Source organism: Klebsiella sp. ME-303, from assembly GCF_007910085.1.
Taxonomy (GTDB): domain Bacteria; phylum Pseudomonadota; class Gammaproteobacteria; order Enterobacterales; family Enterobacteriaceae; genus Klebsiella; species Klebsiella michiganensis.
Genome location: NZ_VOJB01000072.1, coordinates 110,341 through 135,952, shown reverse-complemented (window position 1 = coordinate 135,952; position 25,612 = coordinate 110,341). Strand labels below are relative to the sequence as shown.

General features: G+C 54.5%; 24 protein-coding genes. 12 read left to right on the top strand and 12 right to left on the bottom strand.

Features of this window, described 5'->3' with window-relative positions; translation table 11 throughout:
- Window positions 1-25 precede the first annotated feature (25 nt).
- From ftsP to FQK12_RS11370, 5 genes are all read right to left on the bottom strand, one after another.
- A complete protein-coding gene (gene ftsP / locus FQK12_RS11390; RefSeq protein ID WP_004854230.1) occupies window positions 26-1,438 on the bottom strand; it encodes a cell division protein FtsP in 1,413 nt (470 codons plus the stop codon).
- 84 nt (window positions 1,439-1,522) lie between these two features.
- Entirely contained in the window at window positions 1,523-2,260 is a 738-nt protein-coding gene (gene plsC / locus FQK12_RS11385; protein WP_004125254.1) for a 1-acylglycerol-3-phosphate O-acyltransferase, read from the bottom strand.
- Window positions 2,261-2,452: 192 nt separating this feature from the next.
- Window positions 2,453-4,711, bottom strand: a complete 2,259-nt coding sequence (gene parC, locus FQK12_RS11380) for a DNA topoisomerase IV subunit A (protein WP_014226868.1) — start codon at window positions 4,709-4,711, stop codon at window positions 2,453-2,455.
- A 122-nt stretch (window positions 4,712-4,833) separates the two neighbouring features.
- A complete protein-coding gene (locus FQK12_RS11375; protein WP_009651841.1) occupies window positions 4,834-5,703 on the bottom strand; it encodes a GyrI-like domain-containing protein in 870 nt (289 codons plus the stop codon).
- Window positions 5,704-5,780: 77 nt separating this feature from the next.
- Window positions 5,781-6,188 (bottom strand): YgiW/YdeI family stress tolerance OB fold protein, encoded by a 408-nt coding sequence (locus tag FQK12_RS11370; protein ID WP_014226869.1) that lies wholly within the window; start codon window positions 6,186-6,188, stop codon window positions 5,781-5,783.
- Window positions 6,189-6,338: 150 nt separating this feature from the next.
- Between FQK12_RS11370 and qseB the strand changes: the two genes are divergently transcribed.
- The 4 genes from qseB to FQK12_RS11350 all read left to right on the top strand — a co-directional run bounded on the left by qseB (window position 6,339) and on the right by FQK12_RS11350 (window position 9,438).
- Window positions 6,339-6,998: a quorum sensing response regulator transcription factor QseB gene (gene qseB, locus FQK12_RS11365; protein WP_014226870.1), complete on the top strand. Its 660-nt coding sequence runs from the start codon at window positions 6,339-6,341 to the stop codon at window positions 6,996-6,998.
- Complete coding sequence (gene qseC, locus FQK12_RS11360) at window positions 6,995-8,344, top strand: quorum sensing histidine kinase QseC (RefSeq protein ID WP_014226871.1); 1,350 nt, start codon at window positions 6,995-6,997, stop codon at window positions 8,342-8,344. The genes qseB and qseC overlap by 4 nt, the downstream gene beginning before the upstream one ends.
- 106 nt (window positions 8,345-8,450) lie before the next feature.
- Window positions 8,451-9,032, top strand: a complete 582-nt coding sequence (locus tag FQK12_RS11355) for an NAD(P)H-dependent oxidoreductase (protein ID WP_014226872.1) — start codon at window positions 8,451-8,453, stop codon at window positions 9,030-9,032.
- Between the two features lie 91 nt (window positions 9,033-9,123).
- Window positions 9,124-9,438 carry a putative quinol monooxygenase gene (locus FQK12_RS11350; protein ID WP_004125281.1) on the top strand — a complete coding sequence of 105 codons (315 nt, stop codon included), beginning with the start codon at window positions 9,124-9,126 and terminating at the stop codon, window positions 9,436-9,438.
- Between the two features lie 41 nt (window positions 9,439-9,479).
- On the opposite strand, the gene parE is transcribed toward FQK12_RS11350, so the two are convergent.
- Genes parE through nudF form a run of 5 tightly spaced genes read right to left on the bottom strand, consistent with a single transcriptional unit; the run spans window position 9,480 to window position 13,884 of the window.
- A complete protein-coding gene (gene parE, locus FQK12_RS11345) occupies window positions 9,480-11,375 on the bottom strand; it encodes a DNA topoisomerase IV subunit B (protein ID WP_004854242.1) in 1,896 nt (631 codons plus the stop codon).
- Between the two features lie 30 nt (window positions 11,376-11,405).
- Window positions 11,406-11,981, bottom strand: a complete 576-nt coding sequence (gene yqiA, locus FQK12_RS11340; protein WP_004854243.1) for an esterase YqiA — start codon at window positions 11,979-11,981, stop codon at window positions 11,406-11,408.
- On the bottom strand, window positions 11,981-12,808 hold the full coding sequence (gene cpdA / locus FQK12_RS11335) for a 3',5'-cyclic-AMP phosphodiesterase (protein WP_014226873.1): 828 nt from the start codon (window positions 12,806-12,808) through the stop codon (window positions 11,981-11,983). The genes yqiA and cpdA overlap by 1 nt, the downstream gene beginning before the upstream one ends.
- Before the next feature lie 24 nt (window positions 12,809-12,832).
- Window positions 12,833-13,255, bottom strand: coding sequence for a DUF1249 family protein (locus FQK12_RS11330; RefSeq protein ID WP_014226874.1), 423 nt, complete (start codon window positions 13,253-13,255; stop codon window positions 12,833-12,835).
- Window positions 13,252-13,884 (bottom strand): ADP-ribose diphosphatase, encoded by a 633-nt coding sequence (gene nudF / locus FQK12_RS11325; RefSeq protein ID WP_004854249.1) that lies wholly within the window; start codon window positions 13,882-13,884, stop codon window positions 13,252-13,254. Before nudF ends, FQK12_RS11330 begins: the two co-directional genes overlap by 4 nt.
- A gap of 195 nt (window positions 13,885-14,079) precedes the next feature.
- Between nudF and tolC the strand changes: the two genes are divergently transcribed.
- From tolC to FQK12_RS11310, 3 genes are all read left to right on the top strand, one after another.
- The gene (gene tolC, locus FQK12_RS11320; RefSeq protein WP_014226875.1) at window positions 14,080-15,528 is read left to right on the top strand and encodes an outer membrane channel protein TolC; all 1,449 of its coding nucleotides are present in this window, start codon (window positions 14,080-14,082) and stop codon (window positions 15,526-15,528) included.
- 169 nt (window positions 15,529-15,697) lie between these two features.
- On the top strand, window positions 15,698-16,366 hold the full coding sequence (locus tag FQK12_RS11315; RefSeq protein WP_004125303.1) for a DUF1190 family protein: 669 nt from the start codon (window positions 15,698-15,700) through the stop codon (window positions 16,364-16,366).
- A gap of 5 nt (window positions 16,367-16,371) precedes the next feature.
- Window positions 16,372-17,532, top strand: a complete 1,161-nt coding sequence (locus FQK12_RS11310; RefSeq protein WP_014226876.1) for a glutathionylspermidine synthase family protein — start codon at window positions 16,372-16,374, stop codon at window positions 17,530-17,532.
- A 45-nt stretch (window positions 17,533-17,577) separates the two neighbouring features.
- On the opposite strand, the gene ygiD is transcribed toward FQK12_RS11310, so the two are convergent.
- The gene (gene ygiD, locus FQK12_RS11305) at window positions 17,578-18,369 is read right to left on the bottom strand and encodes a 4,5-DOPA dioxygenase extradiol (protein ID WP_014226877.1); all 792 of its coding nucleotides are present in this window, start codon (window positions 18,367-18,369) and stop codon (window positions 17,578-17,580) included.
- Between the two features lie 193 nt (window positions 18,370-18,562).
- Here ygiD and zupT point away from each other — a divergent pair, with 193 nt between their 5' ends.
- From zupT to FQK12_RS11280, 5 genes are all read left to right on the top strand, one after another.
- Window positions 18,563-19,333, top strand: a complete 771-nt coding sequence (zupT, locus tag FQK12_RS11300) for a zinc transporter ZupT (protein ID WP_014226878.1) — start codon at window positions 18,563-18,565, stop codon at window positions 19,331-19,333.
- Window positions 19,334-19,789: 456 nt separating this feature from the next.
- The gene (locus tag FQK12_RS11295) at window positions 19,790-20,362 is read left to right on the top strand and encodes a fimbrial-like protein (protein ID WP_014226879.1); all 573 of its coding nucleotides are present in this window, start codon (window positions 19,790-19,792) and stop codon (window positions 20,360-20,362) included.
- A gap of 88 nt (window positions 20,363-20,450) precedes the next feature.
- Window positions 20,451-22,979, top strand: a complete 2,529-nt coding sequence (locus tag FQK12_RS11290; protein WP_041165256.1) for a fimbria/pilus outer membrane usher protein — start codon at window positions 20,451-20,453, stop codon at window positions 22,977-22,979.
- A 13-nt stretch (window positions 22,980-22,992) separates the two neighbouring features.
- Window positions 22,993-23,730, top strand: coding sequence for a molecular chaperone (locus tag FQK12_RS11285; RefSeq protein WP_014226881.1), 738 nt, complete (start codon window positions 22,993-22,995; stop codon window positions 23,728-23,730).
- Between the two features lie 2 nt (window positions 23,731-23,732).
- Window positions 23,733-24,788 carry a pilus protein gene (locus FQK12_RS11280; RefSeq protein WP_014226882.1) on the top strand — a complete coding sequence of 352 codons (1,056 nt, stop codon included), beginning with the start codon at window positions 23,733-23,735 and terminating at the stop codon, window positions 24,786-24,788.
- Between the two features lie 76 nt (window positions 24,789-24,864).
- Here the strand turns inward: FQK12_RS11280 and ribB are convergent, their stop codons facing one another.
- Window positions 24,865-25,518, bottom strand: a complete 654-nt coding sequence (gene ribB / locus FQK12_RS11275; protein WP_004854262.1) for a 3,4-dihydroxy-2-butanone-4-phosphate synthase — start codon at window positions 25,516-25,518, stop codon at window positions 24,865-24,867.
- Window positions 25,519-25,612 lie beyond the last annotated feature (94 nt).

Below are 25,612 nucleotides of genomic sequence, written 5' to 3'. Positions count from 1 at the left end.
CCGGCAGGGGCCGGGACAGAATACATTACGGCGCCGGATTCACCAGAATCTGGCCAATGGAGCCCCGGTCGGCAAGCTCCAGCGTCTGGCTTAAATACTGGAACGGGAAGTGCGGCCAGGAGGGCTGATTGTAATAGACCAACAGCTCAACCTGGCCGTCGATCCAAACGGTATCCTTCCAGCCACGATCTTCCGGGAACGGCGCGGAGCCGTTGACGTTACGCACCTGGAACATGACGCCTTCAATATGGAACGACTGCGGCCGGTCGGCGCGCACAATCCAGCGCTCCCAGGTGCCCTGCTGCGCCGTAATATCGATACGCTGCGGATCCCACAGCTGACCGTTGATCCCCGGATCGTCGCCAAGGGTGATCTCACGGCTGCGAATCGCCGCGCCGGCCAGAATTTCCGTCGGCAGCAAACGCACGGGCAGACTATCGGTCACCAGCGGCAGCAGGCCCGTCGGGCGCAATGTCAGAATCAGCGTGGAGATCAGAATGCTCGACGGCTCGAAGAAGCCGCGAATACGATCGACGATGCTTGCCGCTTCCCCGCAGGTGATAGACACTTCATCGCCGTTGGTCATATCGACCAGAATTTCTCGACGCTCGCCCGGCGCCAGCGACAGCTGTTTCAGCGAAACCGGCGCGGGCAGGAGCCCCTGGTCACCGGAAATCACGTGCAGCAATCGGCCATCGCTCATCTGCAGCTGATAGCGACGGGAGTTGGACGCATTCAGCAGGCGCAGGCGCACCCAGCCGCGCGACACCTCAACGAAAGGCCCCTGTACGCCGTTCACCAGCAGCGTATCGCCCACGAAACCACCGCTACCGGGCTCGCTGTATTCAGGCGTACCGAAGTTATCCAGACGCTTGTCCTGAATAATCACCGGAAAATCATCCACGCCGTAGTGATTGGGGATCGGCAGATTCTTACTGACATCATCTTCCACCAGCCACATTCCCGCCAGGCCGTTATAGACCTGTTTTGCCATATGGTTTGGGGTGTTAGCCTGATACCACAGGGTCGCCGCGCTTTGGCGGATTGGCAGTACCGGCGCCCAGTCGGCGTTAGCGGACATCATGCGCGCGGCGCCGCCGATCAGCGGACCGGGGACCTGCAGACCACGGATGGTCATCGCCACGTTTTCCGTCAGGCGGTTGCTGTAGATCAGCTTGACATCGTCGCCGTTCCAGACGCGAATGGTTGGCCCCATATAGCGACCGTTAATCCCCCACACCGAGGCGCGGGTACCGGGCGTAAACGACCAGTGCGCGCGCTGTAGCGTCAAGAATAGCGGCTGCCCGCGGCGGGACTCCAGCAGAGGGGGGATCGGCAGCGCAGGCTGCTGGCCAGCGGCCTGTGCCTTCAGCGGCGCGGCGCCCGCGCACAGCGCTACGCCTGAAGCCTTAATGAACTGACGCCGACTGAGTGACATATTAACTCCATGAAATACTGACTAATTAATAAGGGAATTCGTTTCCCGCCAGCAATCCGCGCGCTGTTTGCGGCGTTTCCTGTGTTATTTCTTTGCGGCCGCTTCGCGTTCGGCAACTTCTTTATCCAGCTCAGCGATTTTCGCGGACATCAGCTCGCGGCAGTGCGTGGCCAGCGCGCGAACGCCCTCTTTTCCATACTGGCTGGTATCTACCGGCGGCAGCATTTCTACAATCACCAGACCGTTATTCAGGCGATTGAGATTAATTTTATTCGATGTATTAGACACGCACACCGGAATAATGGGCACGCCAGCCGCGACAGCAGCATGAAAAGCGCCGGTTTTAAAAGGCAGCAAACCGCGGCCGCGGCTGCGAGTCCCTTCCGGAAACATCCAAAAAGAGATATTGCGCTTTTTAAATGCGTTCACGACTTCGGCAATAGTGCCATGCGCCTTTGCCCGGTTATTGCGATCGATCAGCAGGTTCCCCGTGAGCCAGTAGAGCTGGCCGAAAAAGGGGATCCACGCCAGGCTCTTTTTACCCACGGTCACGGTCGGCGGCTGCACGATATTTGATGCCGTCACCATATCATAGTTATTCTGGTGGTTAGCGATATAGATAGCGTTGCCGTAGCTTTCCGCGTCGGCTGGCTTGCGCAGCTCGACTTTCAGGCCGAAGACCGGCGACAGTTTGCCAAACAGGTGGCCGAAGGTGGCGACGTGCTTAGGGTTACGCGGGCTGAACAGACAATAAATACAGCCGAAGATGCAGACCAGAATACAATAGATGACAACGATAATTAGTCGAAAAATAAATAGCATAGCTACCTCTGAAACCCAAACCGCTTAGAATTATACTCGCTGTTTCGCAGATTGCAGGCATCGGGCATCATTGCAAAGCGCGTTGCGCATCTCGAATGACGCTGGCGGATATTGTTCATCGCAATGCCTGAATAAACAACGATTTTGCGGTAAATATTAACCTCCCCCGCCAAACCGCGGGGGAGGATGCTCCTACTCTTCGCTATCGCCCGCGGAGGCGCGACGCGGTGAATCAATCTCCACCCGGTCAATTTTCTGTAATCCGCGCATCAGAGAGCCGCGGCGGCCGCGCTCGCCGGTGACTTTTTGCAGCTCTTCCGGGCGTAGTTTGATTTTCCGTTTGCCGACGTGAATCGTCAGCGTACTTTGCGGCGGCAGAACGAACAGGTGCGCCAGGCCATCCTGGCCCGCAGCCGCTTCCGCCGACGGAATACTGATGATCTTGTTGCCTTTGCCTTTCGACAGCTGCGGCAGGTCGCTCACCGGGAACATCAGCATGCGGCCGGCTGCGGTAATGGCCAGCAGCATATCGGACTCATCCTCAATCACCAGCGGCGGCATTACGTGCGCGTTATCCGGAAGGCTAATCAACGTCTTACCGGCACGATTGCGCGCGACCAGATCGTTGAAAGTACAAATAAACCCGTATCCTGCGTCGGAAGCCAGCAGCAGTTTTTGGTCATCGGCCTCCATCAGCATATGTTCTACCGTCGCCCCCGGCGGCAGCGTCAGCTTACCGGTGAGCGGCTCGCCCTGTCCGCGTGCGGACGGCAGGGTGATTGGGTCAATCGCGTAGCTACGCCCGGTGGTGTCAATAAAGACCACCGGCTGATTGCTCTTCCCTTTTACTGCGGCTTTAAAACTGTCGCCCGCTTTATAGTTCAGCCCCGGCGCGTCGATATCGTGGCCTTTGGCGCTGCGCACCCAGCCGCTCTGCGACAGAACGATGGTGACCGGCTCGGACGGCAGCATATCGTGCTCGCTCATCGCTTTCGCTTCTTCACGCTCGCGCAGCGGCGAACGGCGATCGTCGCCAAAGGCGTCGGCGTCGGCCTGCAGCTCTTTCTTCAGCAGGTTATTCATTTTGCGTTCAGACGCCAGAATGGCCTGCAGATGGTCTCGCTCTTTTTCCAGCTCGTTCTGCTCACCGCGAATCTTCATCTCTTCCAGCCGGGCGAGATGGCGCAGTTTTAACTCCAGAATCGCTTCCGCCTGGGTTTCGCTGATGCCAAAGCGCGACATCAGGGCCGGCTTAGGCTCATCTTCGTGACGGATAATTTCGATAACTTCATCGATATTCAGAAACGCCACCAGCAAACCTTCCAGGATATGCAGGCGCTTAAGGACTTTTTCCAGACGGTAGCTGAGACGACGGCGCACGGTATCGCGGCGGAAAGTCAGCCATTCCGAGAGGATTTCCAGCAGGTTTTTTACCGCCGGACGGTTATCGAGCCCGATCATATTCAGGTTGATACGATAGCTCTTTTCCAGATCGGTCGTCGCGAACAGGTGGTTCATCACCTGCTCCATATCCACGCGGTTAGAGCGCGGGACGATCACCAGGCGAGTCGGGTTTTCGTGATCCGATTCGTCGCGCAGGTCATCCACCATCGGCAGCTTTTTGTTGCGCATCTGGGCGGCGATCTGCTCGAGCACGCGGGCGCCGGAAACCTGATGCGGCAGCGCGCTGATCACCACCGCGCCGTCTTCTTTCGCCCACACCGCGCGCATCCGCACCGAACCGCGGCCATTCTGGTAGATTTTGCGGATCTCGGCGCGGGGGGTGATGATTTCCGCTTCGGTCGGGTAATCCGGCCCCTGTACGATATCCAGCAGATCGTCCAGCGAGGTCTGCGGTTTTTCAATCAGGGTAATGGCCGCCTGAGCGACTTCACGCAGGTTGTGCGGCGGAATATCCGTCGCCATGCCGACGGCAATGCCGGTAGTGCCGTTGAGCAGAATATTAGGCAAGCGCGCAGGCAGCATCTTCGGCTCCTGCAAAGTGCCGTCGAAGTTTGGTACCCAGTCAACGGTGCCCTGCCCCAGTTCGCTCAGCAGCAGTTCAGCATACTTCGACAAACGGGATTCGGTATAACGCATCGCGGCGAAGGATTTAGGATCGTCCGGTGCCCCCCAGTTCCCCTGACCGTCAACCAGCGGATAGCGGTAAGAGAAGGGTTGCGCCATCAGCACCATGGCTTCATAGCAGGCGCTATCGCCGTGCGGATGGTATTTACCCAGCACGTCGCCGACGGTGCGGGCGGACTTTTTGAACTTGGCGCTGGCGTTGAGACCCAGCTCAGACATCGCATAGACGATGCGACGCTGGACCGGCTTCAGGCCATCGCCAATAAACGGCAGCGCCCTGTCCATGATGACGTACATGGAGTAGTTCAGGTAGGCGTTTTCCGTAAATTCATGCAGCGCAAGGCGCTCTGCCATATCGCTCATTAATCGTGAATCCTCAATCTGCGTACCGGCCGTTCGGACGGCAAAACTACCGGCGATAATACCCTATCTGACGCCCTGAGTCACAGGGCGTTAGGCTGGTTGAGGAATTCAGTGGACATCCTTCATTTCAGCGGAAGATAAACGTCCGTCTGCAGCTCATGTTCACCGACTTCATGCACGAAAGTGAGGTAGCGAAAGAAAACAGGGAAATCGCGCAGCGACTCTCCCGATGCGGGCAGCCAGTCGCGATAAAGAAACCAGATGCTCTGCGCGAGCGTGTCCAGAGAGCCGTGATGACGCACCACTGCGCAACGTCCGCCGGGGATCTCGCCATTCACCACGCCGAAGCTGTTTTCCGGCACCGGCTGGCTGACCGTACCGCCAATATCGAAACGAAAATCGTCAGCCGGCGTGGCCGCGGGGTCGTCCCAGGAGATTCCCCAGGTTGCGCAGCTGGCGACCGGGGACAGACCGCTCACCTTGCGCCAGGCGATAAACTTCGCGGCGGTCTCATTGACTAAATCAGGGTTGCCGCGATGCCGCAGCCTCGCGATCTGAGTGGTAGGTAGCTGGATTATTTTAACATCCATCGGGTGTTGCTCCTGTAGCGTATGTTTCGGCACGCGTCGATGCCATTCCAGCCAGTCCGGCTGTTGACGGAACTGGCTGGGGCTTTGCGCGAAAGCGCTGCGGAAGGCACGACTGAACGACTCAGGATTCTGGAACCCCGCATCAAGGGCAATATCGATAATCTTTTCCTGTGGATTAAACGCCAGTCGCCAGCAGGCGCGACGCAGACGTAGCCACTGGATATAGCGATAGAGCGGTACCCCGCTATAGGCGCTGAATTGCCGGTGAAAATGATACGGCGAGCTGTGGGCTATCGCACTAAGCGTCTCCAGCGACAGCGGCGTGTCCAGATGGCGTTCAATGTACAAGCACACTTGCTGAAAACGCCCGGCAAAGGCCGGGCTTACCTGAGTATCGTTCATCGCATCCTCCCGGAAACATACTCTGACAGAGCGAGGAGTGCGGTTCCTGACCGATCTTGCTTAAGATGATAAGAAAATTATGGCGCGATTTTACGAATCTGCTTTACGTCGATTTCCACTGAGTTCCAGTCTTTATCCACTTCACCCTGAATCTCTACCGTATCCTGCGGGGTTACGGTCACGCCGTTCCAGCGCTTGTGATCGATATCGACGTTCACGGTGCCGGAGCTGTCCTGGAATTTATACAGGTCGTCGGAAATACGCTCCACGATTTTACCGCGCAGGGTCACCCAGGTATCGTCACGCAGGCTTTTCGCATTCGCAACCGTCGTTACGCTCCCGTTCGGGCCAATGAACCCGCCGTTTTGCGTGGTCGTCTGGCTGGTTTGCGTCGAGCCGGGTCCGGAAAATCCGCCCTGCCCGGCGGCCAGTACCGGCATGGAAACTAAGGCGATGATAGCGGTCATTGCGGCGATTTTCTTCATGATGTGTTCTCCCTTTGTGTTTATATCGTCACTATTACACCGGGCAAAACTTAACGACTTCTTAAGCGGAAAAAATAAATTTCATTCCTGTACAGCGCGCGCCGCAACGCGCTTTACTGCGGGAATATCCGAGGGACACAGGAGCAGAAAATGCGCATTTTACTGGTGGAAGACGACAAACTGATCGGCGACGGCCTTAAAACCGGACTGACCAAGCTGGGCTTCAGCGTCGACTGGTTTACCCGCGGCGAAGAGGGCAAAGCCGCGCTGTACCACGCCCCTTACGACGCCATTATTCTGGACCTGACCCTGCCCGGCATCGATGGGCTGGATATTCTGCGCGAATGGCGCGACAAAGGCCGCCACGAACCGGTACTGATCCTCACCGCCCGCGACGCGCTCAGCCAGCGCGTTGAAGGGTTACGTCTCGGCGCCGATGACTACCTCTGCAAACCTTTCGCACTGGTTGAAGTCGCCGCGCGTCTGGAAGCGCTGATGCGTCGCGCCCACGGCCACAGCAGCAGCGAGCTGCGGCACGGCAATGTTGTTCTCGATCCGGGCCGACTCACGACCACGCTAAACGGCGAGAGCCTGCCGCTCAAGCCAAAGGAGTTTGCTCTGCTGGAACTCCTGATGCGCAACGCCGGACGCGTGCTGCCGCGTAAGCTGATTGAGGAAAAGCTCTATAGCTGGGATGACGATGTCTCCAGCAACGCGGTAGAAGTACACGTTCATCATCTGCGCCGTAAGCTCGGCAGCGGCTTCATTCGCACCGTGCACGGCATCGGCTATACCCTGGGGGACGCATGAAACGACTGGGTAGACTAAGCCTGCGCGTCCGCCTGACGCTGCTTTTCCTGCTGCTGACCAGCGCCGCCTGGGGCATTGCCAGCCTTGTGGCCTGGCAACAAACCGCCGACAAACTGGATAAGCTGTTCGATACCCAGCAGCTGCTGTTCGCCCGCCGCCTGAGCGCGATGAATGTTGACGAACTCCATACCCTCGCTCCGCAGGTACGGGAGCAGAAAAAGGTCAAACATGGCCATCTCGATGACGATGCGCTGGCTTTCGCTATCTTTACCGCCGACGGCAAAATGGTGCTTAACGATGGCGAAAATGGCCAGGATATCCAGTGGGGTAACCATCGGGAGGGGTTCAGCGATGGCTACCTGCGCGGCGACGATGACGAGTGGCGCTTCCTGTGGCTTACCACCCGCGATGGTCGCCATCGTATCGCCGTCGGTCAGGAGTGGGATTACCGCCGCGAGATGGCGCTGGATATCGTCACCTCCCAGCTTACGCCCTGGCTGGTTGCGCTGCCGCTGATGTTTTTGCTGCTCATCGTGCTGTTGAGCCGGGAGCTGGCGCCGCTGAAAAAGCTGGCCACCACGCTGCGCGCCCGGGCGCCGGACTCCGCCGAAACGCTAAATAGCGAGAACGTACCCAGCGAAGTTCGCCCGCTGGTCGACGCGCTAAATCAGCTCTTTACCCGGACGCATGACACCATGATCCGCGAGCGTCGCTTCACGTCCGATGCCGCCCACGAGCTGCGCAGCCCGCTGGCGGCGCTGAAGGTGCAGACCGAAGTGGCCCAGCTCTCAACGGACGATCCGCAAGGGCTGGATAAAGCGCTGGCGCAGCTTCACCAGGGGATCGATCGCGCCACTCGCCTGGTCGACCAGCTGCTCACCCTGTCGCGTCTGGATTCGCTGGCGCAGCTGGACGATCTCCAGACTATCGCCCTTGATGAACTGCTGCAGTCGGCGGTCATGGAGATGTACCACCCCGCCCAGCAGGCCGGCGTTGAGCTACGCCTGCACCTGAACGCGAAAAACATCATGCGCACCGGCCAGCCGCTGCTGCTGAGCCTGCTGGTGCGCAATCTTCTGGATAACGCCGTGCGCTATAGTGCCGCCGGACGCCAGGTCGACATCATCCTTGAGGCGGGTGAATTTCGCGTACGCGACAACGGCCCGGGCATCAGCGCCGAGGCCCTGACGCGCATCGGCGAGCGCTTTTATCGCCCTCCCGGCCAGGAGCAGCCCGGCAGCGGCCTTGGGCTCTCCATCGTCAAACGCATCGCCGCGCTGCACGGGATGACGGCCAGCTTCGACAACGCCCGGGACGACGGATTCGAGGCGCGCATTCGCTGGTAGCGGCATTATTGCGAAAAAAGCAAAAGACTTTGCACATTTTGCTCATTTTACCGCTCTGCCCTGCGGGGTAAAATTAGCCTCAAAATTGAAAAGTTGAGGATAAAAAATGAGCAACATCCTGATTATTAACGGTGCGAAAAAATTCGCCCACTCTAACGGCCAGCTGAACGACACCCTGACCGAGGTCGCGGATGGCTATCTGCGCGACGCCGGGCATGATGTTAAGGTCGTCCGCGCCGAGAGCGACTACGACATCAAAGAAGAAGTGCAGAATTTTCTCTGGGCAGACGTGGTTATCTGGCAGATGCCGGGCTGGTGGATGGGCGCACCGTGGACGGTGAAAAAATACATTGATGATGTCTTTACCGAAGGTCACGGCGCGCTGTATGCCAGCGATGGCCGCACCCGCTCCGACGCCAGTAAGAAATATGGTTCCGGCGGCCTGATTCAGGGGAAAAAATATATGCTGTCCCTGACCTGGAACGCGCCGATGGAAGCGTTCACCGAGAAAGATCAGTTCTTCCACGGCGTTGGCGTCGACGGCGTGTACCTGCCATTTCATAAGGCCAACCAGTTCCTTGGGATGAGCGCCCTGCCCACCTTCATCGCCAACGATGTGATCAAAATGCCCGATGTTCCGCGTTATACGGCAGAATATCGCAAGCATCTGGCGGAAATTTTTGGTTAACTGTAGTGAGTTATGAAAAGACGACAAGCGCGGCTCATTTTAGCGGCGGCTTGAAGTATGATGAGAATATACAGAAGGAGTTGAGTTAACCATGTTGACAGTGATCGCTGAAATTCGCACTCGTCCGGGCCAACACCATCGTCAGGCGGTGCTGGATCAGTTCGCAAAAATTACCCCGACCGTTCTCCAGGAAGAAGGCTGCCACGGCTATGCGCCGCTGGTGGATCACGCCGCTGGCGTCAGTTTTCAGACTACTTCACCGGATTCTATCGTGATGGTCGAGCAGTGGGAAAGCGTCGCGCATCTTGAAGCGCACCTGCAGACGCCGCACATGAAAGCCTACGGCGAAGCCGTGAAAGGCGACGTACTGGAAATGAATATTCGTATTCTTGAAGCGGGTATTTAAGCAAGCAAACGACATCGGCCGGTTTCCCGGCCGATTTTTTATTATCCGTCCAGCTCCGCCAGATCGCCCTTCTCCTGCAGCCAGTTACGCCGATCTTCAGAACGCTTCTTCGCTAACAGCATATCCATCATGGCGGTCGTCTGCTGCTCGTCTTCATCGTTGATAATCAGCTGTACCAGACGGCGGGTATTCGGATCCAGCGTGGTCTCGCGCAGCTGCATCGGGTTCATCTCGCCCAGCCCTTTAAAGCGCTGCACGTTCGGCTTGCCTTTCTTGCGCTTAAGCTGCTCCAGCACGCCGGTTTTCTCTTCTTCTGTAAGCGCGTAATACACCTCTTTGCCGAGGTCGATACGGTACAGGGGCGGCAGCGCCACGTAGACGTGACCTTGTTTAACCAGCGTGCGGAAGTGCCTGACGAACAGCGCGCAAAGCAGCGTCGCGATGTGCAGGCCATCGGAGTCGGCATCCGCCAGAATACAAATCTTGCCGTAGCGCAGCTGGCTCAGGTCGTCGCTATCCGGATCGATACCGATGGCGACGGAAATATCATGCACTTCCTGGGAAGCCAGCACCTCATCGGAAGAGACTTCCCAGGTGTTCAGGATTTTACCTTTCAGCGGCATGATCGCCTGATACTCGCGATCGCGCGCCTGCTTGGCCGATCCGCCCGCCGAATCCCCTTCCACAAGGAACAGTTCGGTTCGGTTCAAATCCTGGGCGGTACAGTCCGCCAGCTTACCGGGCAGCGCCGGACCGCTGGTCAGCTTTTTACGCACCACTTTCTTCGCCGCGCGCAGGCGACGCTGGGCGCTGGAGATCGCCATTTCCGCCAGCAGCTCTGCCGACTGAACGTTCTGGTTCAGCCACAGGCTGAAGGCATCTTTGACCACCCCGGAAACAAACGCGGCGCACTGACGGGAAGAGAGGCGCTCTTTCGTTTGCCCGGCAAACTGCGGGTCCTGCATCTTCACGGACAGGACGTAGGCGCAGCGCTCCCAGATATCTTCCGCCGACAGCTTCACGCCGCGCGGCAGAATATTGCGGTATTCGCAGAACTCGCGCATGGCGTCCAGCAGCCCCTGGCGCAGGCCGTTAACGTGGGTACCGCCCTGCATCGTCGGGATCAGGTTGACGTAGCTTTCGGTCAGCAGTTCACCGCCTTCCGGCAGCCACAGCAGCGCCCAGTCAACCGCTTCGGTATCGCCGGAGAAGGTGCCGACGAACGGTTTTTCCGGCAGCAGCGGCAGGCCGTTAACCGCTTCGCTAAGATAGTCGGTCAGACCATCGGCGTAGCACCAGCGCTGTTCGCTGTCGTTAACCAGATCGCGGAAAACAATCTCTACGCCCGGGCAGAGAACGGCCTTGGCCTTTAATAAATGAGAAAGGCGCGAGACGGAAAAACGCGGGCTATCGAAAAAGCTTTCGTCCGGCCAGAAGTGCACGCTGGTACCGGTATTGCGCTTACCGCAGGTACCGGTCACGTGGAGATCTTCTACTTTATCGCCGTTTTCGAACGCGATGCTGTAGACCTGGCCGTCGCGGCGCACGTTCACCTCAACGCGTTTCGATAAGGCGTTGACCACCGAAATCCCTACGCCGTGCAGGCCGCCGGAGAACTGGTAGTTCTTATTGGAGAATTTCCCCCCGGCGTGCAGGCGGCAAAGAATCAGTTCAACTGCCGGAACCCCCTCTTCAGGGTGGATATCCACCGGCATTCCGCGTCCATCGTCAATGACTTCCAGCGACTGATCGGCATGGAGAATCACCTCCACGCGTTTCGCGTGACCGGCCAGGGCCTCATCCACGCTGTTATCAATAACTTCCTGACCAAGATGGTTTGGACGTGTGGTATCAGTGTACATTCCCGGACGGCGGCGAACCGGCTCTAGCCCGGTGAGTACCTCAATGGCATCAGCGTTATATGAAGATTGCGTCATGGTGTGTATTCGTAGGTCGTTCCGAACCGCTCAGCGCAGGCCCAGAAAATCGATAATCTGAGTGAAATGATCTTCAAAGCCAACAAATGCGTGATTACCGCCCTCCTCTACCGTTTGTCGGCAGGAGGCGAAATAATCCACGGCCTGGCGGTAATCAAGCACTTCATCACCCGTTTGCTGCAATAACCAGATTAAATCCGGCGCTTCCAGCGGGTCAATTTGCATGACCTTGAGATCGTAAATATGGCGAGACTCTAGCACATATTGCTGCCCCGTGTATGGATTCTCATTGGGGCCAAGGAAATTGTTCAACAGCTCAAACGGGCGCACCGCGGGGTTCACTACCACGGCGGGCAGCATAAAGCACTGCGATAGCCAGGTCGCGTAATATCCCCCCAGCGACGACCCGACAACGCCCAGCGGTTCACCGCCATGCTCCAGCACGATAGACTCCAGATGCTCAGCCGCCTGCGCGGGATAAACCGGGAGCTCCGGTATCACCATCGAGATGTCAGGATAGGTCTGCGCCAGCCACGCTTTCAGCGCAGTCGCTTTTGCCGACCGAGGCGAGCTGTTAAAACCATGCAGATAGAGAAGCGTAGACATCAGTATCCTTCTGAAGCGATATCCGGGTGAAATTTCACGCCTTCGAGGCGGCAAACTTCAGTGGTCAATGTGCCGTCAGGATGCAGTTCCAGCCAGCGCCAGCCTGGGGAGACGGTATCGAGCGTGAAGTTCGCGCAGTGCGGCTTAAACTGCACGCAGGTGGATGGCGTGGCCATCATGCGCCGTCCGTTCCAGTCAAGGTCCAGCTCCTGGTGAATATGGCCGCAGAGCAGATGCTTAACGCGAGGAAAAGCGGCCAGCGCGCAATCAAGCGCCCCGGCATTGCGCAGGCTATGCTGATCCAGCCAGCTACAGCCTGACGGCAGGGGATGATGGTGCAACAGCAGCAGCGTATACCGCTGCGGAACTTCGGTCAGCTTCTGCTCAAGCCATTCCAGCTGGAAATCGCTCAGCTCGCCGTGCGGCACACCGAACACCTGGCTATCCATCAGCAATACTTGCCAGTGTTCGCCCAGCAATACGCGTTTAGCGGGAGAGATGCCGGATTCCTGCAGCGTACTGTACATTGCCGGTTGAAAATCATGATTACCCGGTAGCCAGACGCAGGGTGCAGTAAAACTCGCGATGCCTTCAGCAAAATGCTGGTAGGCCGCGGCAGAGTGATCTTGCGCCAAATCGCCTGTAGCAACGATCAGGTCGCACTCTCGCTGTGAGGCGTGGATCGCATCCAGTACGGCCTGATAGCTTTCCCAGGTATTGATACCTAACAGCGTTTCATGTTTTTCAGCAAACAGGTGAGTATCGGTAATTTGTAATATCCTGACTCTGGCCTCACCAGCCAAAGGTAGGTTTAACAGGCTTTCCAAATGGTGTCCTTAGGTTTCACGACGCTAACAAACCGGAATCGCCATCGCTCCATGTGCAAAACAGTATCGCAGCCAATCGGCCAGAAACTGATTAATTTGATGCTTTTCGTCGCGTTGATGCAACTTTTTATTAGGATAATCATACCGCGCTTTGAAGCGAAAGATCTGCTGACTTGAACACACTTCAGCGACCATTGCATCGTGATAGAGCCGTACCGTCATTGACGGCAGACTCCAGTAGCTCACCGCAGGCAGAGTCTGTTCAATCGCCACTAACGTAGTGTAGCGGGTCGATTCGATGATGGTTAATCGGTATTGCGCGTTGCCCACCTGGTAACTCACCTTTTCTCCCGCTGCATCCGTTCGCGGCAACAGGCGGCGCAGCTGGGCAAAGTTGGTTTCACACAGGCGCATCATTTCAGGAAAGTCAGGCGTATAACGCTTCATTTTGTCCACTCGTTTCGTAAATTGTGATAATGCAGTTGCAGCCATTGCAGCGCGATGACAGAGGCTGCGTTGTCGATTTTCCCCTCTTCCACCCATCTGTAAGCCTGTTCCCGGCTCACCACATGAACGCGAATATCTTCGTTTTCGTCGGCCAGTCCATGAATTCCTTTTGCCGTCGTTGCATCGACTTCACCCACCATAATAGACAGCCTTTCGCTGGTGCCGCCGGGGCTGGCCAGGTAACTCAGCACCGGTTTCACCCGGCCAACAATAAGCCCGGCCTCTTCCACCGCTTCACGACGGGCGACATCTTCAGGAGACTCACCTTCTTCTATCATACCGGCGACCATTTCGAGCAGCCACGGGCTCGCGCTGGTATCATACGCCGCAATACGGATCTGCTCGACGAGCACAACTTCATCACGTACCGGGTCAAAGGGTAGCAAGACTGCGGCGTGGCCGCGCTCAAAAATTTCGCGGGTCACTTCGCCGCTCATCCCACCGTTGAACAGGCGATGGCGAAAACGATATAAATCGAGCGAAAAAAAACCGCGATAAAGCGTTTCGCGTGCAATAATTTCTACATCGTTTTTAGAGAAGGTAATCCCCTGCTGATTGACGTCGCTCATTTCGATATCCTGTAGAACATGAAGTTATGAATTTATAGGCGGTGTGGCTACCGTTTTACGGCTCGTATGCTAGATTGGTGCAAATTACCGCCCCATGGCACATAACGCCAACTTTTTACGGTAACAGACTCTATACAATCAGTGATTATTTTTAGAATTTGAGTAGCGCTAAATGCTTCACAACAAGGAATGCAAATGAAGAAACTCTTTCCCATCCTTATCGGCCTGGGCCTGACTGGCTTCAGCGCCATGAGCCAGGCTGAAAACCTGCTGCAGGTTTATCAGCAGGCGCGTGTCAGCAACCCTGATCTGCGTAAATCAGCAGCCGATCGTGATGCCGCATTCGAGAAGATCAACGAAGCGCGTAGCCCGTTATTGCCACAGCTCGGTCTGGGTGCAGATTATACCTATACCAGCGGCTTCCGTGATGCTAAAGACCAGAATTCCGACGTCACCAGCGGATCGCTGCAGCTCACGCAGGTTCTGTTTGATATGTCGAAATGGCGTGCGCTGACGCTGCAGGAAAAGAACGCCGGCATTCAGGACGTCACCTATCAGACGGATCAGCAAACGCTGATTCTGAACACCGCGACGGCCTATTTTAAAGTGCTGGCCGCGATCGATACGCTCTCCTATACCGAAGCGCAGAAACAGGCTATTTACCGCCAGTTAGATCAGACCACCCAGCGCTTTAACGTTGGCCTGGTGGCGATTACTGACGTACAGAACGCCCGTTCGCAGTACGATGCCGTGCTGGCGAATGAAGTCACCGCGCGCAACGACCTCGATAACGCCGTAGAAGGGCTGCGTCAGGTGACCGGCAACTACTATCCGGAGCTGGCCTCGCTGAACGTTGATGGTTTTAAAACCACTAAACCGTCGGCGGTGAACGCGCTGCTGAAAGAAGCGGAAAACCGTAACCTGTCGCTGCTGCAGGCCCGGCTCAGCCAGGACCTGGCGCGCGAGCAAATTCGCCAGGCGCAGGATGGGCATCTGCCGACCCTGAATTTAAACGCGTCCAGTAGCGTATCTAATAACAGCTACAGTGGCTCTAAAAACACCACGCAGGACAGAGATATCGGGCAGAACCAAATCGGCCTGAACTTCTCCCTGCCGCTGTATCAGGGCGGGATGGTGAACTCCCAGGTTAAACAGGCGCAGTACAACTTTGTCGGCGCCAGCGAGCAGCTGGAAAGCGCACATCGTAGCGTGGTGCAAACCGTTCGTTCCTCTTTTAACAACGTGAACGCGTCCATCAGCAGCATCAATGCCTACAAACAGGCCGTGGTGTCTGCCCAAAGTTCACTGGATGCCATGGAAGCCGGTTATTCAGTGGGTACGCGTACCATCGTCGATGTCCTGGATGCGACCACCACGCTGTATAACGCAAAACAGCAGCTGTCCAACGCGCGTTATAACTACCTGATTAACGAGCTGAACATCAAATCCGCGCTCGGTACGCTGAACGAGCAGGACCTGGTTGCGCTGAACAATACGCTGGGCAAGTCTATTCCGACTTCACCGGATAGCGTTGCGCCGGAGAACCCGCAGCAGGATGCCAGCGCTGACGGCTACAGCAACACCGCCGCGGCAAAACCGGCATCAGCCCGCAGCACCAGCGGCAGCAATCCGTTCCGCCAGTAATCAAGCTTGCGCAGTCCGCGCTTCGCTTACCCGCCGGGTAAGCGAAGCGTTAAACGTAAGGCAACGTAAAGATCCCCCGCTTTCCGCCCCTATTCGCTTCATTTTCCACCACTCATCCTCTATCCTGAGCGTTAACAAAACGCATACCACTGGGTCCAGGAAGACAAACATGAAACGGACAAAAAATATTAAACACGCCTCCTTCCGCAAAAGCTGGAGCGCCCGTCATTTAACTCCCGTTGCGCTCGCCGTGACGGCGGTATTTATGCTCGCCGGTTGTGAACAAAGCGATGAAACGGTTTCTCTGTATCAAAACGCCGATGACTGCTCTGCCGCTAACCCGAGTAAATCCGCAGAGTGCACCACCGCTTACAACAACGCGCTCAAAGAAGCGGAGCGTACCGCGCCAAAATACGCCTCCCGTGAAGACTGTGTCGCCGAATTCGGTGAGGGTCAGTGCCAGCAGGCGCCGGCTCAGGCAGGCATGGCTCCGGAAAACCAGGCCCAGGCGCAAAGCAGCGGCAGCTTCTGGATGCCGCTGATGGCTGGCTACATGATGGGCCGGATGATGGGCGGCGGAATGGGCGCTCAGCAGCCGCTGTTCAGCTCAAAAAACCCGGCCAGCCCGGCCTATGGTAAATACACCGACGCGGGCGGTAAGAGCTACGGCGCAGCGCAGCCGGGCCGTACCATGACCGTGCCGAAAACCGCGATGGCGCCAAAACCAGCCACCACCAGCACCGTGACGCGCGGCGGGTTTGGCGACTCGGTCGCTAAGCAATCAACCATGCAGCGTAGCTCAGCAAGCTCCTCTTCTTCACGCTCGATGGGCGGCTAAGCGACATGGAAAGAATCAGCATTAACGAGCGCCCGGACTGGCGCGAAAAGGCGACAGAGTATGGCTTTAACTTTCACACCATGTACGGCGAGCCGTACTGGAGCGAAGAAGCCTATTACAAACTGACGCTGGCGCAGGTTGAGAAACTTGAAGACGTCACCGCTGAGCTGCATCAGATGTGTCTGCAGGCGGTGGAAAAAGTCATCGCCAGCGATGAGTTAATGGCCAAATTTCGCATCCCCAAACACACCTGGGGCTTCGTACGCCAGTCGTGGAAAACCCATCAGCCCTCGCTGTATTCGCGTCTCGATCTCGCGTGGGACGGCGTGGGTGAGCCGAAGCTGCTGGAGAACAACGCCGATACGCCGACGTCTCTCTATGAAGCGGCATTCTTCCAGTGGATCTGGATGGAAGATCAGCTGAACGCCGGTCAGCTGCCGGCGGGCAGCGATCAGTTCAACAGCCTGCAGGAGAAGCTGATCGATCGCTTTGGCGAGCTGCGCGAGCAGTTCGGCTTCCAGCTGCTGCATATGGCCTGCTGTCGCGATACCGTTGAAGACCGCGGTACCGTGCAATATTTGCAGGACTGCGCCGCAGAAGCGGGCGTGGTAACCGAGTTCCTCTACATCGAAGATATTGGTCTCGGAGAAAAAGGCCAGTTTACCGATCTGCAGGATCAGGTGATTGGTAATCTGTTCAAGCTCTATCCGTGGGAGTACATGCTGCGCGAGGTGTTCTCCACCAAGCTGGAAGATGCCGGCGTGCGCTGGCTGGAGCCGGCGTGGAAGAGCATTATCTCCAACAAAGCGCTGCTGCCGCTGCTGTGGGAGATGTTCCCCAACCATCCGAACCTGCTGGCCGCTTATTTCAGCGAAGATGCGCATCCGGAGCTGGAGAAGTACGTTATCAAGCCGATCTTCTCCCGCGAGGGCGCTAACGTCTCTATCGTGGAAAATGGCAAAGTGCTGGAGGCGGTAGAAGGGCCGTACGGCGAAGAGGGCACCATCGTGCAGGCGTTCTATCCGTTGCCGAAGTTTGGCGACAGCTACACGCTCATCGGCAGCTGGCTGATTAACGACCAGCCGGCGGGTATTGGCATTCGCGAAGACCGGGCGCTGATCACTCAGGATCTGTCGCGCTTTTATCCGCACATTTTCGTCGAGTAACATCGAACCCCGGCGGCATCGTTTACTGCCGGGGTTTATCTATTTTCAGGCGCCAATGACCACTGACAGCATGCTCAGGGAGCCCATTTCCATTCCTTCAACCGGGATCGTAATCGGCTCTTCACCGTCCCAGGCGCCCAGCACGTACAGCAGCGGCAGAAAGTGATCGGCCGTCGGGTTCGATAACGATCCGCCTTCATGCGCCAGGTAATTCACCAGCGGATGTTCCGCTACGGGACCTTTCCAGTCCAGATTCGCCTTCACGTAGTCATTAAACGACGCCGCCCAGGGATAAGGTGTATTTTCGCCGTGCCAGCGTGCGGTACGCAGGTTATGCACCACGTTGCCGCTTGCCACCAGCATAATGCCCTCATCGCGCAGCTGGGCCAGCTTACGCCCCATTTCGAAATGCCATGCCGCGGGCTTCGTACTATCAATACTCAGCTGTACCATCGGAATATCGGCATCGGGATACATTTTAATCAACACGCCCCAGGAACCATGGTCAAAGCCCCAGGCTTCTTTATCCAGCGTCACCGGCACCGGCGCCAGCAGCTCAACCAGACGCTGGGCCAGTTCAGGCGAACCCGGCGCCGGATAATGCGTATCGTAGAGCGCCTGGGGAAAACCGCCAAAATCATGAATCGTTTTCGGCGCCTCCATCGCGGTCACTCCTGTACCGCGAGTGAACCAGTGCGCGGAGATCACCACAATGGCTTTAGGCCGCGCCAGCGTCTCGCCCAGATGCCGCCAGGCGCGAGTATAGATGTTATCTTCCAGCACGTTCATCGGGCTACCGTGACCTAAAAACAGCGCGGGCATGCGGGTACGGGACATAGTGATATCCTTTATTAAGAAAGTTGATGTATTTACATTACGCTCTTTCTATGGAGGATAAACTCAGATAAGCATGATGATGATCGTCAGAAAATTTGAATGTAAGCGGCGGTAAAGAGTGAATCCGCGCGCTCGCGATCGTCAATGGAACACGATACTCTTAATAAGAATTATTTTCATAAGGAGGTGAATGTTGTCCTCACCCGTCATTCTGACCCTGCTGGCAGGGAGCGCTACCTTTATTGGCGCCATTTTCGGCGTTATCGGGCAGAAACCCTCGAATCGCTTACTGGGATTCTCGCTGGGATTCGCCGCCGGGATCATGCTGCTGATTTCGTTGATGGAGATGCTGCCCGCCGCGCTGGCTACCGAAGGCATGTCTCCCCTGCTAGGCTACGGCATGTTTATTATCGGCCTTCTTGGCTACTTTGCGCTTGACCGCATGCTGCCTCACGCCCACCCGCAGGATCTGATGTCTCCCGGCATTTCCCGCCCGCGTAACCTGCGCCGTACGACGATTTTACTGACCTTAGGCATCAGCCTGCATAACTTCCCCGAGGGCATTGCGACCTTCGTGACGGCCAGCAATAATCTCGAGCTGGGCATGGGGGTCGCGTTAGCCGTTGCGCTACATAACATCCCGGAAGGACTGGCGGTAGCCGGACCGGTATATGCCGCTACGGGCTCCAGAAGTAAAGCGGTGTTCTGGGCGGGTCTTTCCGGCATGGCGGAAATCTTCGGCGGCGTGCTGGCCTGGCTGGTGCTGGGCAGCGCGATATCCCCGGTGATGATGGGCGCCGTTATGGCCGCGGTTGCCGGTATCATGATTGCGCTGTCGGTTGATGAGCTTATGCCGCTGGCGAAAGAGCTCGATCCGCAAAGCAACCCGAGCTACGGCGTGCTGTGCGGGATGTCAGTGATGGGATTAAGCCTGGTGGTTTTGCAAACGGTGGGCATTGGCTGAGCCAATGCGCCAATTATTTGCAGCGCTATATTTCACTTGTCAATTTATCACATAAATTCATCACAATGATGGATTGAGAATAGATATTTGATTTAACTTTTAGTCAATTAAAACCCTACATAAATAGCGTTTTTACAGCGCCCCTCCATTTATTTGGCATTAACTTAACGTAATTTTTCGGGTATCACACGAAAATTCATTCACACAAACAATAAACATACGTAAAACCACCGTTAAAAGAGAGTGTGTGTTGAGAAAAACCCTAAAAAAAGCGCATTGAAATACATGTATTAAGGAAAACTGCGAGTTACCTTTAATTACAATTAACATGCGTAACAGTGAGCAGCATGATACTTTTTACGCGTTGAATTAATATTAATTCAAGCAAAACCAATCCCATACCAGTTGTCGTATACCTCATATTTAATATTGATCATCTATAAAGGACTATATTCCATGTTTAAAAAAACGCTGCTTGCTGTTGCCACCACCGCTGTTTTTTCTGCGACGGTTTTTAATGCCAGCGCAGAAGATCAGGGCCACGGTATTGTCACCTTCTCCGGTACCGTTATTACCTCCCCTTGCTCTGTGACACCGGAAAGCGCTCAGATTGATGTCGATCTCGGGCAGGTTGCCGATAGCGTACTGAACGGCGGCCAGTACTCTCAGCCTGCAGATTTCTCTATCAAACTGCGCGATTGTATTCTGAGCACAACGGATGATAAAGGCGTTAAAACGACAACGGATAAAGTGAGCGTCACCTTCACTTCTGCCAACGTCGACAGCAGCGACGCCAGCCTGATGGTGAATACCAAAGAAAGCAACTACGGTGGCGCTACCGGCGTTGGCGTACGTATCATGGACGCAGGTTACAACACCGTAACCCTGGGCTCCGCAGTACCGGTAGTGTTTACCGATACCAACCCGACGCAGAATCTGGACTTCCACGCCCGCATGGAATCTAAAGGTAAAAATGCGACCGAGGGTGATGTTTACGCTCAGGCAAACTACGTCCTGGCTTATAAATAATTATCGCTTTCGCTTAATTTTTATTGATTCAGGCCGGTGAGGGATTCACCGGCTTTCCCGGTCTATTTTATTAAAAGAAACGGATTTTATGCGTACTATCATTCATAGCGGTTTAACGCCAGGAAAGCTATCCCTTTTAATAAAGCATACCCTATACTCAGTAGCTATTATCGCATCGCTATCAATGCCGCTTTCTGCACTAGAATTCAATACCGATATGATTGATGCAGAGGACAGGGAAAATATCGATCTCTCACAATTTGAAAAAAAAGGTTATATCCCTGTCGGCACCTATTTGGTGCGCATACAGATCAACAAAAACACCTTACCAAAAGCCTATCACCTGGAGTGGGTACAAGCCGATAACGAAAGCGGTTCTCAGCTTTGCCTGACTAAAGAGCGCCTGGCAGAGTTCGGCTTTGCCGACGCGTTTATTGAGCCACTACACGTGTGGGCTCAAAAAGGCTGTCTCGATCTCAGCCATCAGCCAGAACTGATTATTCGTCTGGATAAAGCGAACATGGTGCTGACGTTAACCGTACCTCAGGCATGGATGAAATATCAGGCTAAAAACTGGACGCCACCGGAGTACTGGGACGACGGTATCGCGGGTCTTATGCTGGATTATAACCTGTACGCCAGCCAGTACACGCCGAGCCACGGCGACAGCAACCAGAGCGTCAACTCATATGGCACCCTGGGTTTCAATCTCGGCGCATGGCGCTTACGTAGCGATTATCAATACGATCAATCGTTTATTGAGCGTAAATCAACGGGAACCAGCAGTAGCCTGCCGCGTACCTATTTATTCCGCCCGATTCCGTCCCTGGCGTCAAAATTCACAATGGGCCAGTACGACCTGAGCTCAGGCCTCTACGATACTTTCCACTTTACCGGCGCCTCTCTGGAAAGTGATGAACAAATGCTTCCGCCGGATTTACGCGGCTATGCGCCGCAAATAAGCGGCATTGCACAGACCAACGCTAAGGTCACCATTACGCAAAACAGCCGCACGCTCTATCAAACGACCGTCTCCCCCGGGCCATTCACCATCGCCGATCTGGGCACGACCTTGCAGGGGCAACTGGATGTTACGATCGAGGAAGAAGACGGACGCAAAAGTACGTTTCAGGTTGGTTCCGCCTCTATCCCTTACCTGACGCGTAAAGGGCAGGTACGTTATAAAAGTTCACTGGGTAAACCCACATCAACGACTCACAACGATGTGAATAACCCCCTTTTCTGGACCGGGGAGGCTTCCTGGGGCTGGTTGAGTGATATCTCTCTCTACGGCGGCGCTATCGTCACCGCCGATGACTATCAGGCGGCAACCGGTGGGGTTGGCTTTAACCTTAACCGTTTTGGCTCATTCTCCCTTGATATTACCCGCGCCGAGGCCAATCTACGTAATGACGATCAAGGTAAACAGCGCGGCTTTAGCTATCGCGCTAACTATGCCAAACGTTTTGAAGAAACAAACAGTCAGGTAACCTTCGCGGGTTACCGATTCTCAGATAAAGAATACGTCACGATGAGCGAATATATCAGCTCGCGCGATGGTTCCGACTCCAGTTCCAATGAGAAAGAGAGCTATGTGCTCTCCTTTAACCAGTACGTTGCGCCGCTGGAGCTAAATACCTATCTGAGTATCACACGTAATACCTACTGGAACAGTCAAACCAATACGAACTACTCGTTTTCTCTGAGCCGTAGCTTTGATATTGCCGCGTTTAAAAATATTTCAGCTTCATTGGCGATGAGCCGTGTGAGCTGGAATAATAATCAAGAAAATCAATATTACCTTTCACTCTCTCTGCCGCTAGAAAATAATCGCAATATTATGTACAGCCTGCAGCGCTATGGCGACGACGCAACGACGCAAACGGCAACCTGGTACGATGGTTCAGATCGTAATAACCCGTGGAATATGTCCGTTTCAGGCACAGATAAAGAGTTTGGCGATGGCGAAGCGGCCATGCGCGGGTACTATCAGCACTATTCACCCTATGGCCGGTTGAATGTAAACGGTAGCGTGAAGCCGAGCAGCTATCGCTCGTTCAGCGCTGGCTGGAACGGCTCATTTACGGCAACCCGTTACGGTGCGGCCTTGCATGACTACAACACAGGCAACAGTTCTCGCGTAATGGTGGATGCGGATGGAATAGCCGGTGTTGAGGTGAACAATAACCGTAGTATGACCAATATGTTTGGTATTTCCGTGGTTCCGTCAGTGGGTAACTACACAACTGCGACGGTAATGGTGAACAATAACAACCTGCCGGATGGCGTGGATGTTACCAACTCCGTTATCCGCACCACGCTGACCGAAGGTGCTATTGGCTATATGCCCCTGAGCGCGACCAAAGGCTATCAGATCATCGGCGTTATCCGCCTGGAAGACGGACGCTATCCACCGCTGGGCGTGACCGTAACCGACAAAGCAACCGGTCGCGATATAGGTTTAGTCGCTGATGACGGCTTTGTGTATCTGAGCGGAATACAGGAAAACAGCATCCTGACGCTAAAATGGAACGACAACGTGTGTGATATGACGCCGCCTAACCATAGCAACATCAACGGCCAGGCCATTATTTTACCATGTAAACCCGCACATTAATTCAGGATGAATGATGATGAAAATTAACACGTTTGCGAAAGGACTATTATTTCTGTTGGGTACCAGCTTTGCGGTAAATGCCGCCGTGTCGCCCGACAGAACCCGCATTATTCTTAACCAGTCGGATAAGAGCGTCTCCGTGCGCTTGACCAACCAGAGCACAACAATCCCTTTCCTTGCTCAATCATGGATTGAGGACAAGGATAATAAAAAATCCCGAAACTATATTACTGCTGTTCCGCCAATGGTGCGCCTGGAGGCGGGTGAGCAAGTACAGGTACGCCTGATTCCTCAGCCAACGTTGACGCAGCTTCCGGCAGACAGGGAATCGCTGTTTTATTTCAATGTGCGCGAGATTCCGCCTCGCTCGGAACAAAAAAACGTCATGCAAATCGCCATGCAGAGCCGCATTAAAATTTTCTGGCGACCAAAGGCTGTCGAAGTGAAGAACGGACAGGTGAATCTGACCGGTAAATTCGATATTAGCCGAACGGCCAGCGGGTTAACGTTAAAGAATAACTCCCCCTATTTTATCACCGTTGGTTATATCGGCACGAATGGCAAAACGCTGCTGCCAAAAACATCCAGCATGATGGCTGAACCGTTTGGCCAGGCGTCGCAGGAGATTAAAGACCTGCCTGCTAATTTCCAGGTGGGCTTTATTGGCGATTATGGTGGTCTGAATATGTTTAAAATTAGCTGTAATTCGGTACAAATAGTATGTCAGTCTGAACCAGTGAAAAGGGGCTAATAATGAAAAAATTATTCATTTTTTTTATTTTGCTGATTTGCCTTTTTTCATCATCATCCTGGGCAATCGACTGTTATCAAAATAACTACGGTGGAGACCATCTCGTTACCACATCACTGCCGCCATTTACTGTCCCCGCAGACGCACCTGTTGGAAAAAAAATATGGGAAAGCGGCGATATTACTGTAACCGTTTATTGTGATGAAGCCTCACATAACAATAAAGATCCCAAATCGCCTTGGTCAGAAAACGTTTATGCTTATATTCTGGATAGCTTCCATAACACCGATAACCTGGTTACCAATAATTCTTATCTGGCATTTGGTGTAACCTATAATGGTGTGGATTACGACATACCGAACACAAAAATCAATACAGGCGCATGCCTTGATCAAATGAGTGACTTTGACCAGTCATATAAGCATAAGGCATGTAATGGCCATACAATCCAGAAAAACACGACATTTACCGTTCGTTTTCGCTTATACGTTAAGCTAAAATCAATTCCACCTTCACAGATAGAGTATAATTTTCCTGCAGTCACCGTATTAGCCTTTGATGGTTCTGGAGGAATAAACCGGCTGGCGCATGCTAAAAACTTGCACTATGATATTGACGGGCTTTCAAACATTCATTTTTTAGATTGTAGCGTAGATATTAAAATTTATCCCGAATCACAAATTGTCGACTTCGGTCAAATATCTGATAGTGTTATATTGAAAGAACCAGCAAAGAAACCATTTAGCATATCCACTATTAAAAATGAAGCTGCGGGATGTACCGATAAATTTGATGTCAAAACCAGTTTTTATACTAATGATACGCTATACGATAATACTCATCTGGATATGGGAAATGGTCTTCTGATGCGAATTAACGACAAAACAATTAACAGCGATATCGTGTATAACCAATATGCAAATTTTGCAAGCTATATTCCAGGTAGCGCTGCAACGGTAACCCATAACTACATTGCTGAGTTGACGAAGCATCCAACAAAAAGTCTTGTGGAAGGGCCTTTCAGTAAAGATTTAATCATAAAAATAAACTATCAGTAGACCAATTTTACCCACACAACGAACAGTATCCTCCGACTATATTGGAGGATACTGTTTATGAGCGCAACAACTGCAATCAGCTGGCTTTACGCTCGTGTTCGCGACGGTAGGCCACTAAATCTTCAATCGTGACCACTTCCATATTGTGCTGCTGAGCAAACTCAATGCACTGCGGCGCACGCGCCATAGAGCCGTCGTCGTTGGTCAGTTCACACAGTACGCCCGCCGGTTTGAGGCCAGCCAGGGTGACCAGATCGATGGTTGCTTCAGTATGGCCGCCGCGGGTCAGAACCCCGCCCGGCTGCGCGCGCAGCGGGAAAACGTGTCCAGGGCGGTTCAGGTCGGACGGCTTCGCGCCATCGGCAATTGCCGCGCGCACGGTGGTCACGCGGTCAGCGGCGGAAACGCCGGTGGTCACGCCTTCAGCGGCTTCGATGGTCACGGTAAAACCGGTACCGTAGGCGCTGGTGTTGTTCTCAACCATCATTGGCAGGTCGAGCTGTTTACGGCGATCTTCCGTCAGGCACAGGCAGACAATGCCGCTGCCGTGGCGAATGGTCAGCGCCATCTGCTCAACGGTCATGGTTTCAGCGGCGAAAATCATATCGCCTTCGTTTTCACGGTCTTCATCGTCAAGCACCATCACACCGCGGCCTTCGCGCAGTGCATCCAGAGCACGTTCTACACGTTCAAAAGCGGTACCAAAAGAGGAAAGTAGCGTCTGATTCATGGTAAAAAAAACCTCATTAATTGTATGGTTACCAGAATCAGGGCAGTCTTAGGAGCGCCGGTTTAGCGGCAAAAGTCAACGCAAGCGGGTACAA

Excerpts from the sequence above, each read along its gene's own strand:
- ribB (WP_004854262.1), bottom strand. The coding sequence starts at position 25,518 with ATGAATCAGACGCTACTTTCCTCTTTTGGTACCGCTTTTGAACGTGTA.
- FQK12_RS11350 (WP_004125281.1), top strand. The coding sequence starts at position 9,124 with ATGTTGACAGTGATCGCTGAAATTCGCACTCGTCCGGGCCAACACCAT.
- FQK12_RS11315 (WP_004125303.1), top strand. The coding sequence starts at position 15,698 with ATGAAACGGACAAAAAATATTAAACACGCCTCCTTCCGCAAAAGCTGG.
- FQK12_RS11295 (WP_014226879.1), top strand. The coding sequence starts at position 19,790 with ATGTTTAAAAAAACGCTGCTTGCTGTTGCCACCACCGCTGTTTTTTCT.
- tolC (WP_014226875.1), top strand. The coding sequence starts at position 14,080 with ATGAAGAAACTCTTTCCCATCCTTATCGGCCTGGGCCTGACTGGCTTC.
- ygiD (WP_014226877.1), bottom strand. The coding sequence starts at position 18,369 with ATGTCCCGTACCCGCATGCCCGCGCTGTTTTTAGGTCACGGTAGCCCG.
- qseB (WP_014226870.1), top strand. The coding sequence starts at position 6,339 with ATGCGCATTTTACTGGTGGAAGACGACAAACTGATCGGCGACGGCCTT.
- FQK12_RS11370 (WP_014226869.1), bottom strand. The coding sequence starts at position 6,188 with ATGAAGAAAATCGCCGCAATGACCGCTATCATCGCCTTAGTTTCCATG.
- FQK12_RS11355 (WP_014226872.1), top strand. The coding sequence starts at position 8,451 with ATGAGCAACATCCTGATTATTAACGGTGCGAAAAAATTCGCCCACTCT.
- parE (WP_004854242.1), bottom strand. The coding sequence starts at position 11,375 with ATGACGCAATCTTCATATAACGCTGATGCCATTGAGGTACTCACCGGG.
- ftsP (WP_004854230.1), bottom strand. The coding sequence starts at position 1,438 with ATGTCACTCAGTCGGCGTCAGTTCATTAAGGCTTCAGGCGTAGCGCTG.
- FQK12_RS11330 (WP_014226874.1), bottom strand. The coding sequence starts at position 13,255 with ATGAAGCGTTATACGCCTGACTTTCCTGAAATGATGCGCCTGTGTGAA.
- FQK12_RS11375 (WP_009651841.1), bottom strand. The coding sequence starts at position 5,703 with ATGAACGATACTCAGGTAAGCCCGGCCTTTGCCGGGCGTTTTCAGCAA.
- plsC (WP_004125254.1), bottom strand. The coding sequence starts at position 2,260 with ATGCTATTTATTTTTCGACTAATTATCGTTGTCATCTATTGTATTCTG.
- FQK12_RS11280 (WP_014226882.1), top strand. The coding sequence starts at position 23,733 with ATGAAAAAATTATTCATTTTTTTTATTTTGCTGATTTGCCTTTTTTCA.
- parC (WP_014226868.1), bottom strand. The coding sequence starts at position 4,711 with ATGAGCGATATGGCAGAGCGCCTTGCGCTGCATGAATTTACGGAAAAC.
- FQK12_RS11310 (WP_014226876.1), top strand. The coding sequence starts at position 16,372 with ATGGAAAGAATCAGCATTAACGAGCGCCCGGACTGGCGCGAAAAGGCG.
- FQK12_RS11290 (WP_041165256.1), top strand. The coding sequence starts at position 20,451 with ATGCGTACTATCATTCATAGCGGTTTAACGCCAGGAAAGCTATCCCTT.
- qseC (WP_014226871.1), top strand. The coding sequence starts at position 6,995 with ATGAAACGACTGGGTAGACTAAGCCTGCGCGTCCGCCTGACGCTGCTT.
- yqiA (WP_004854243.1), bottom strand. The coding sequence starts at position 11,981 with ATGTCTACGCTTCTCTATCTGCATGGTTTTAACAGCTCGCCTCGGTCG.
- FQK12_RS11285 (WP_014226881.1), top strand. The coding sequence starts at position 22,993 with ATGATGAAAATTAACACGTTTGCGAAAGGACTATTATTTCTGTTGGGT.
- nudF (WP_004854249.1), bottom strand. The coding sequence starts at position 13,884 with ATGAGCGACGTCAATCAGCAGGGGATTACCTTCTCTAAAAACGATGTA.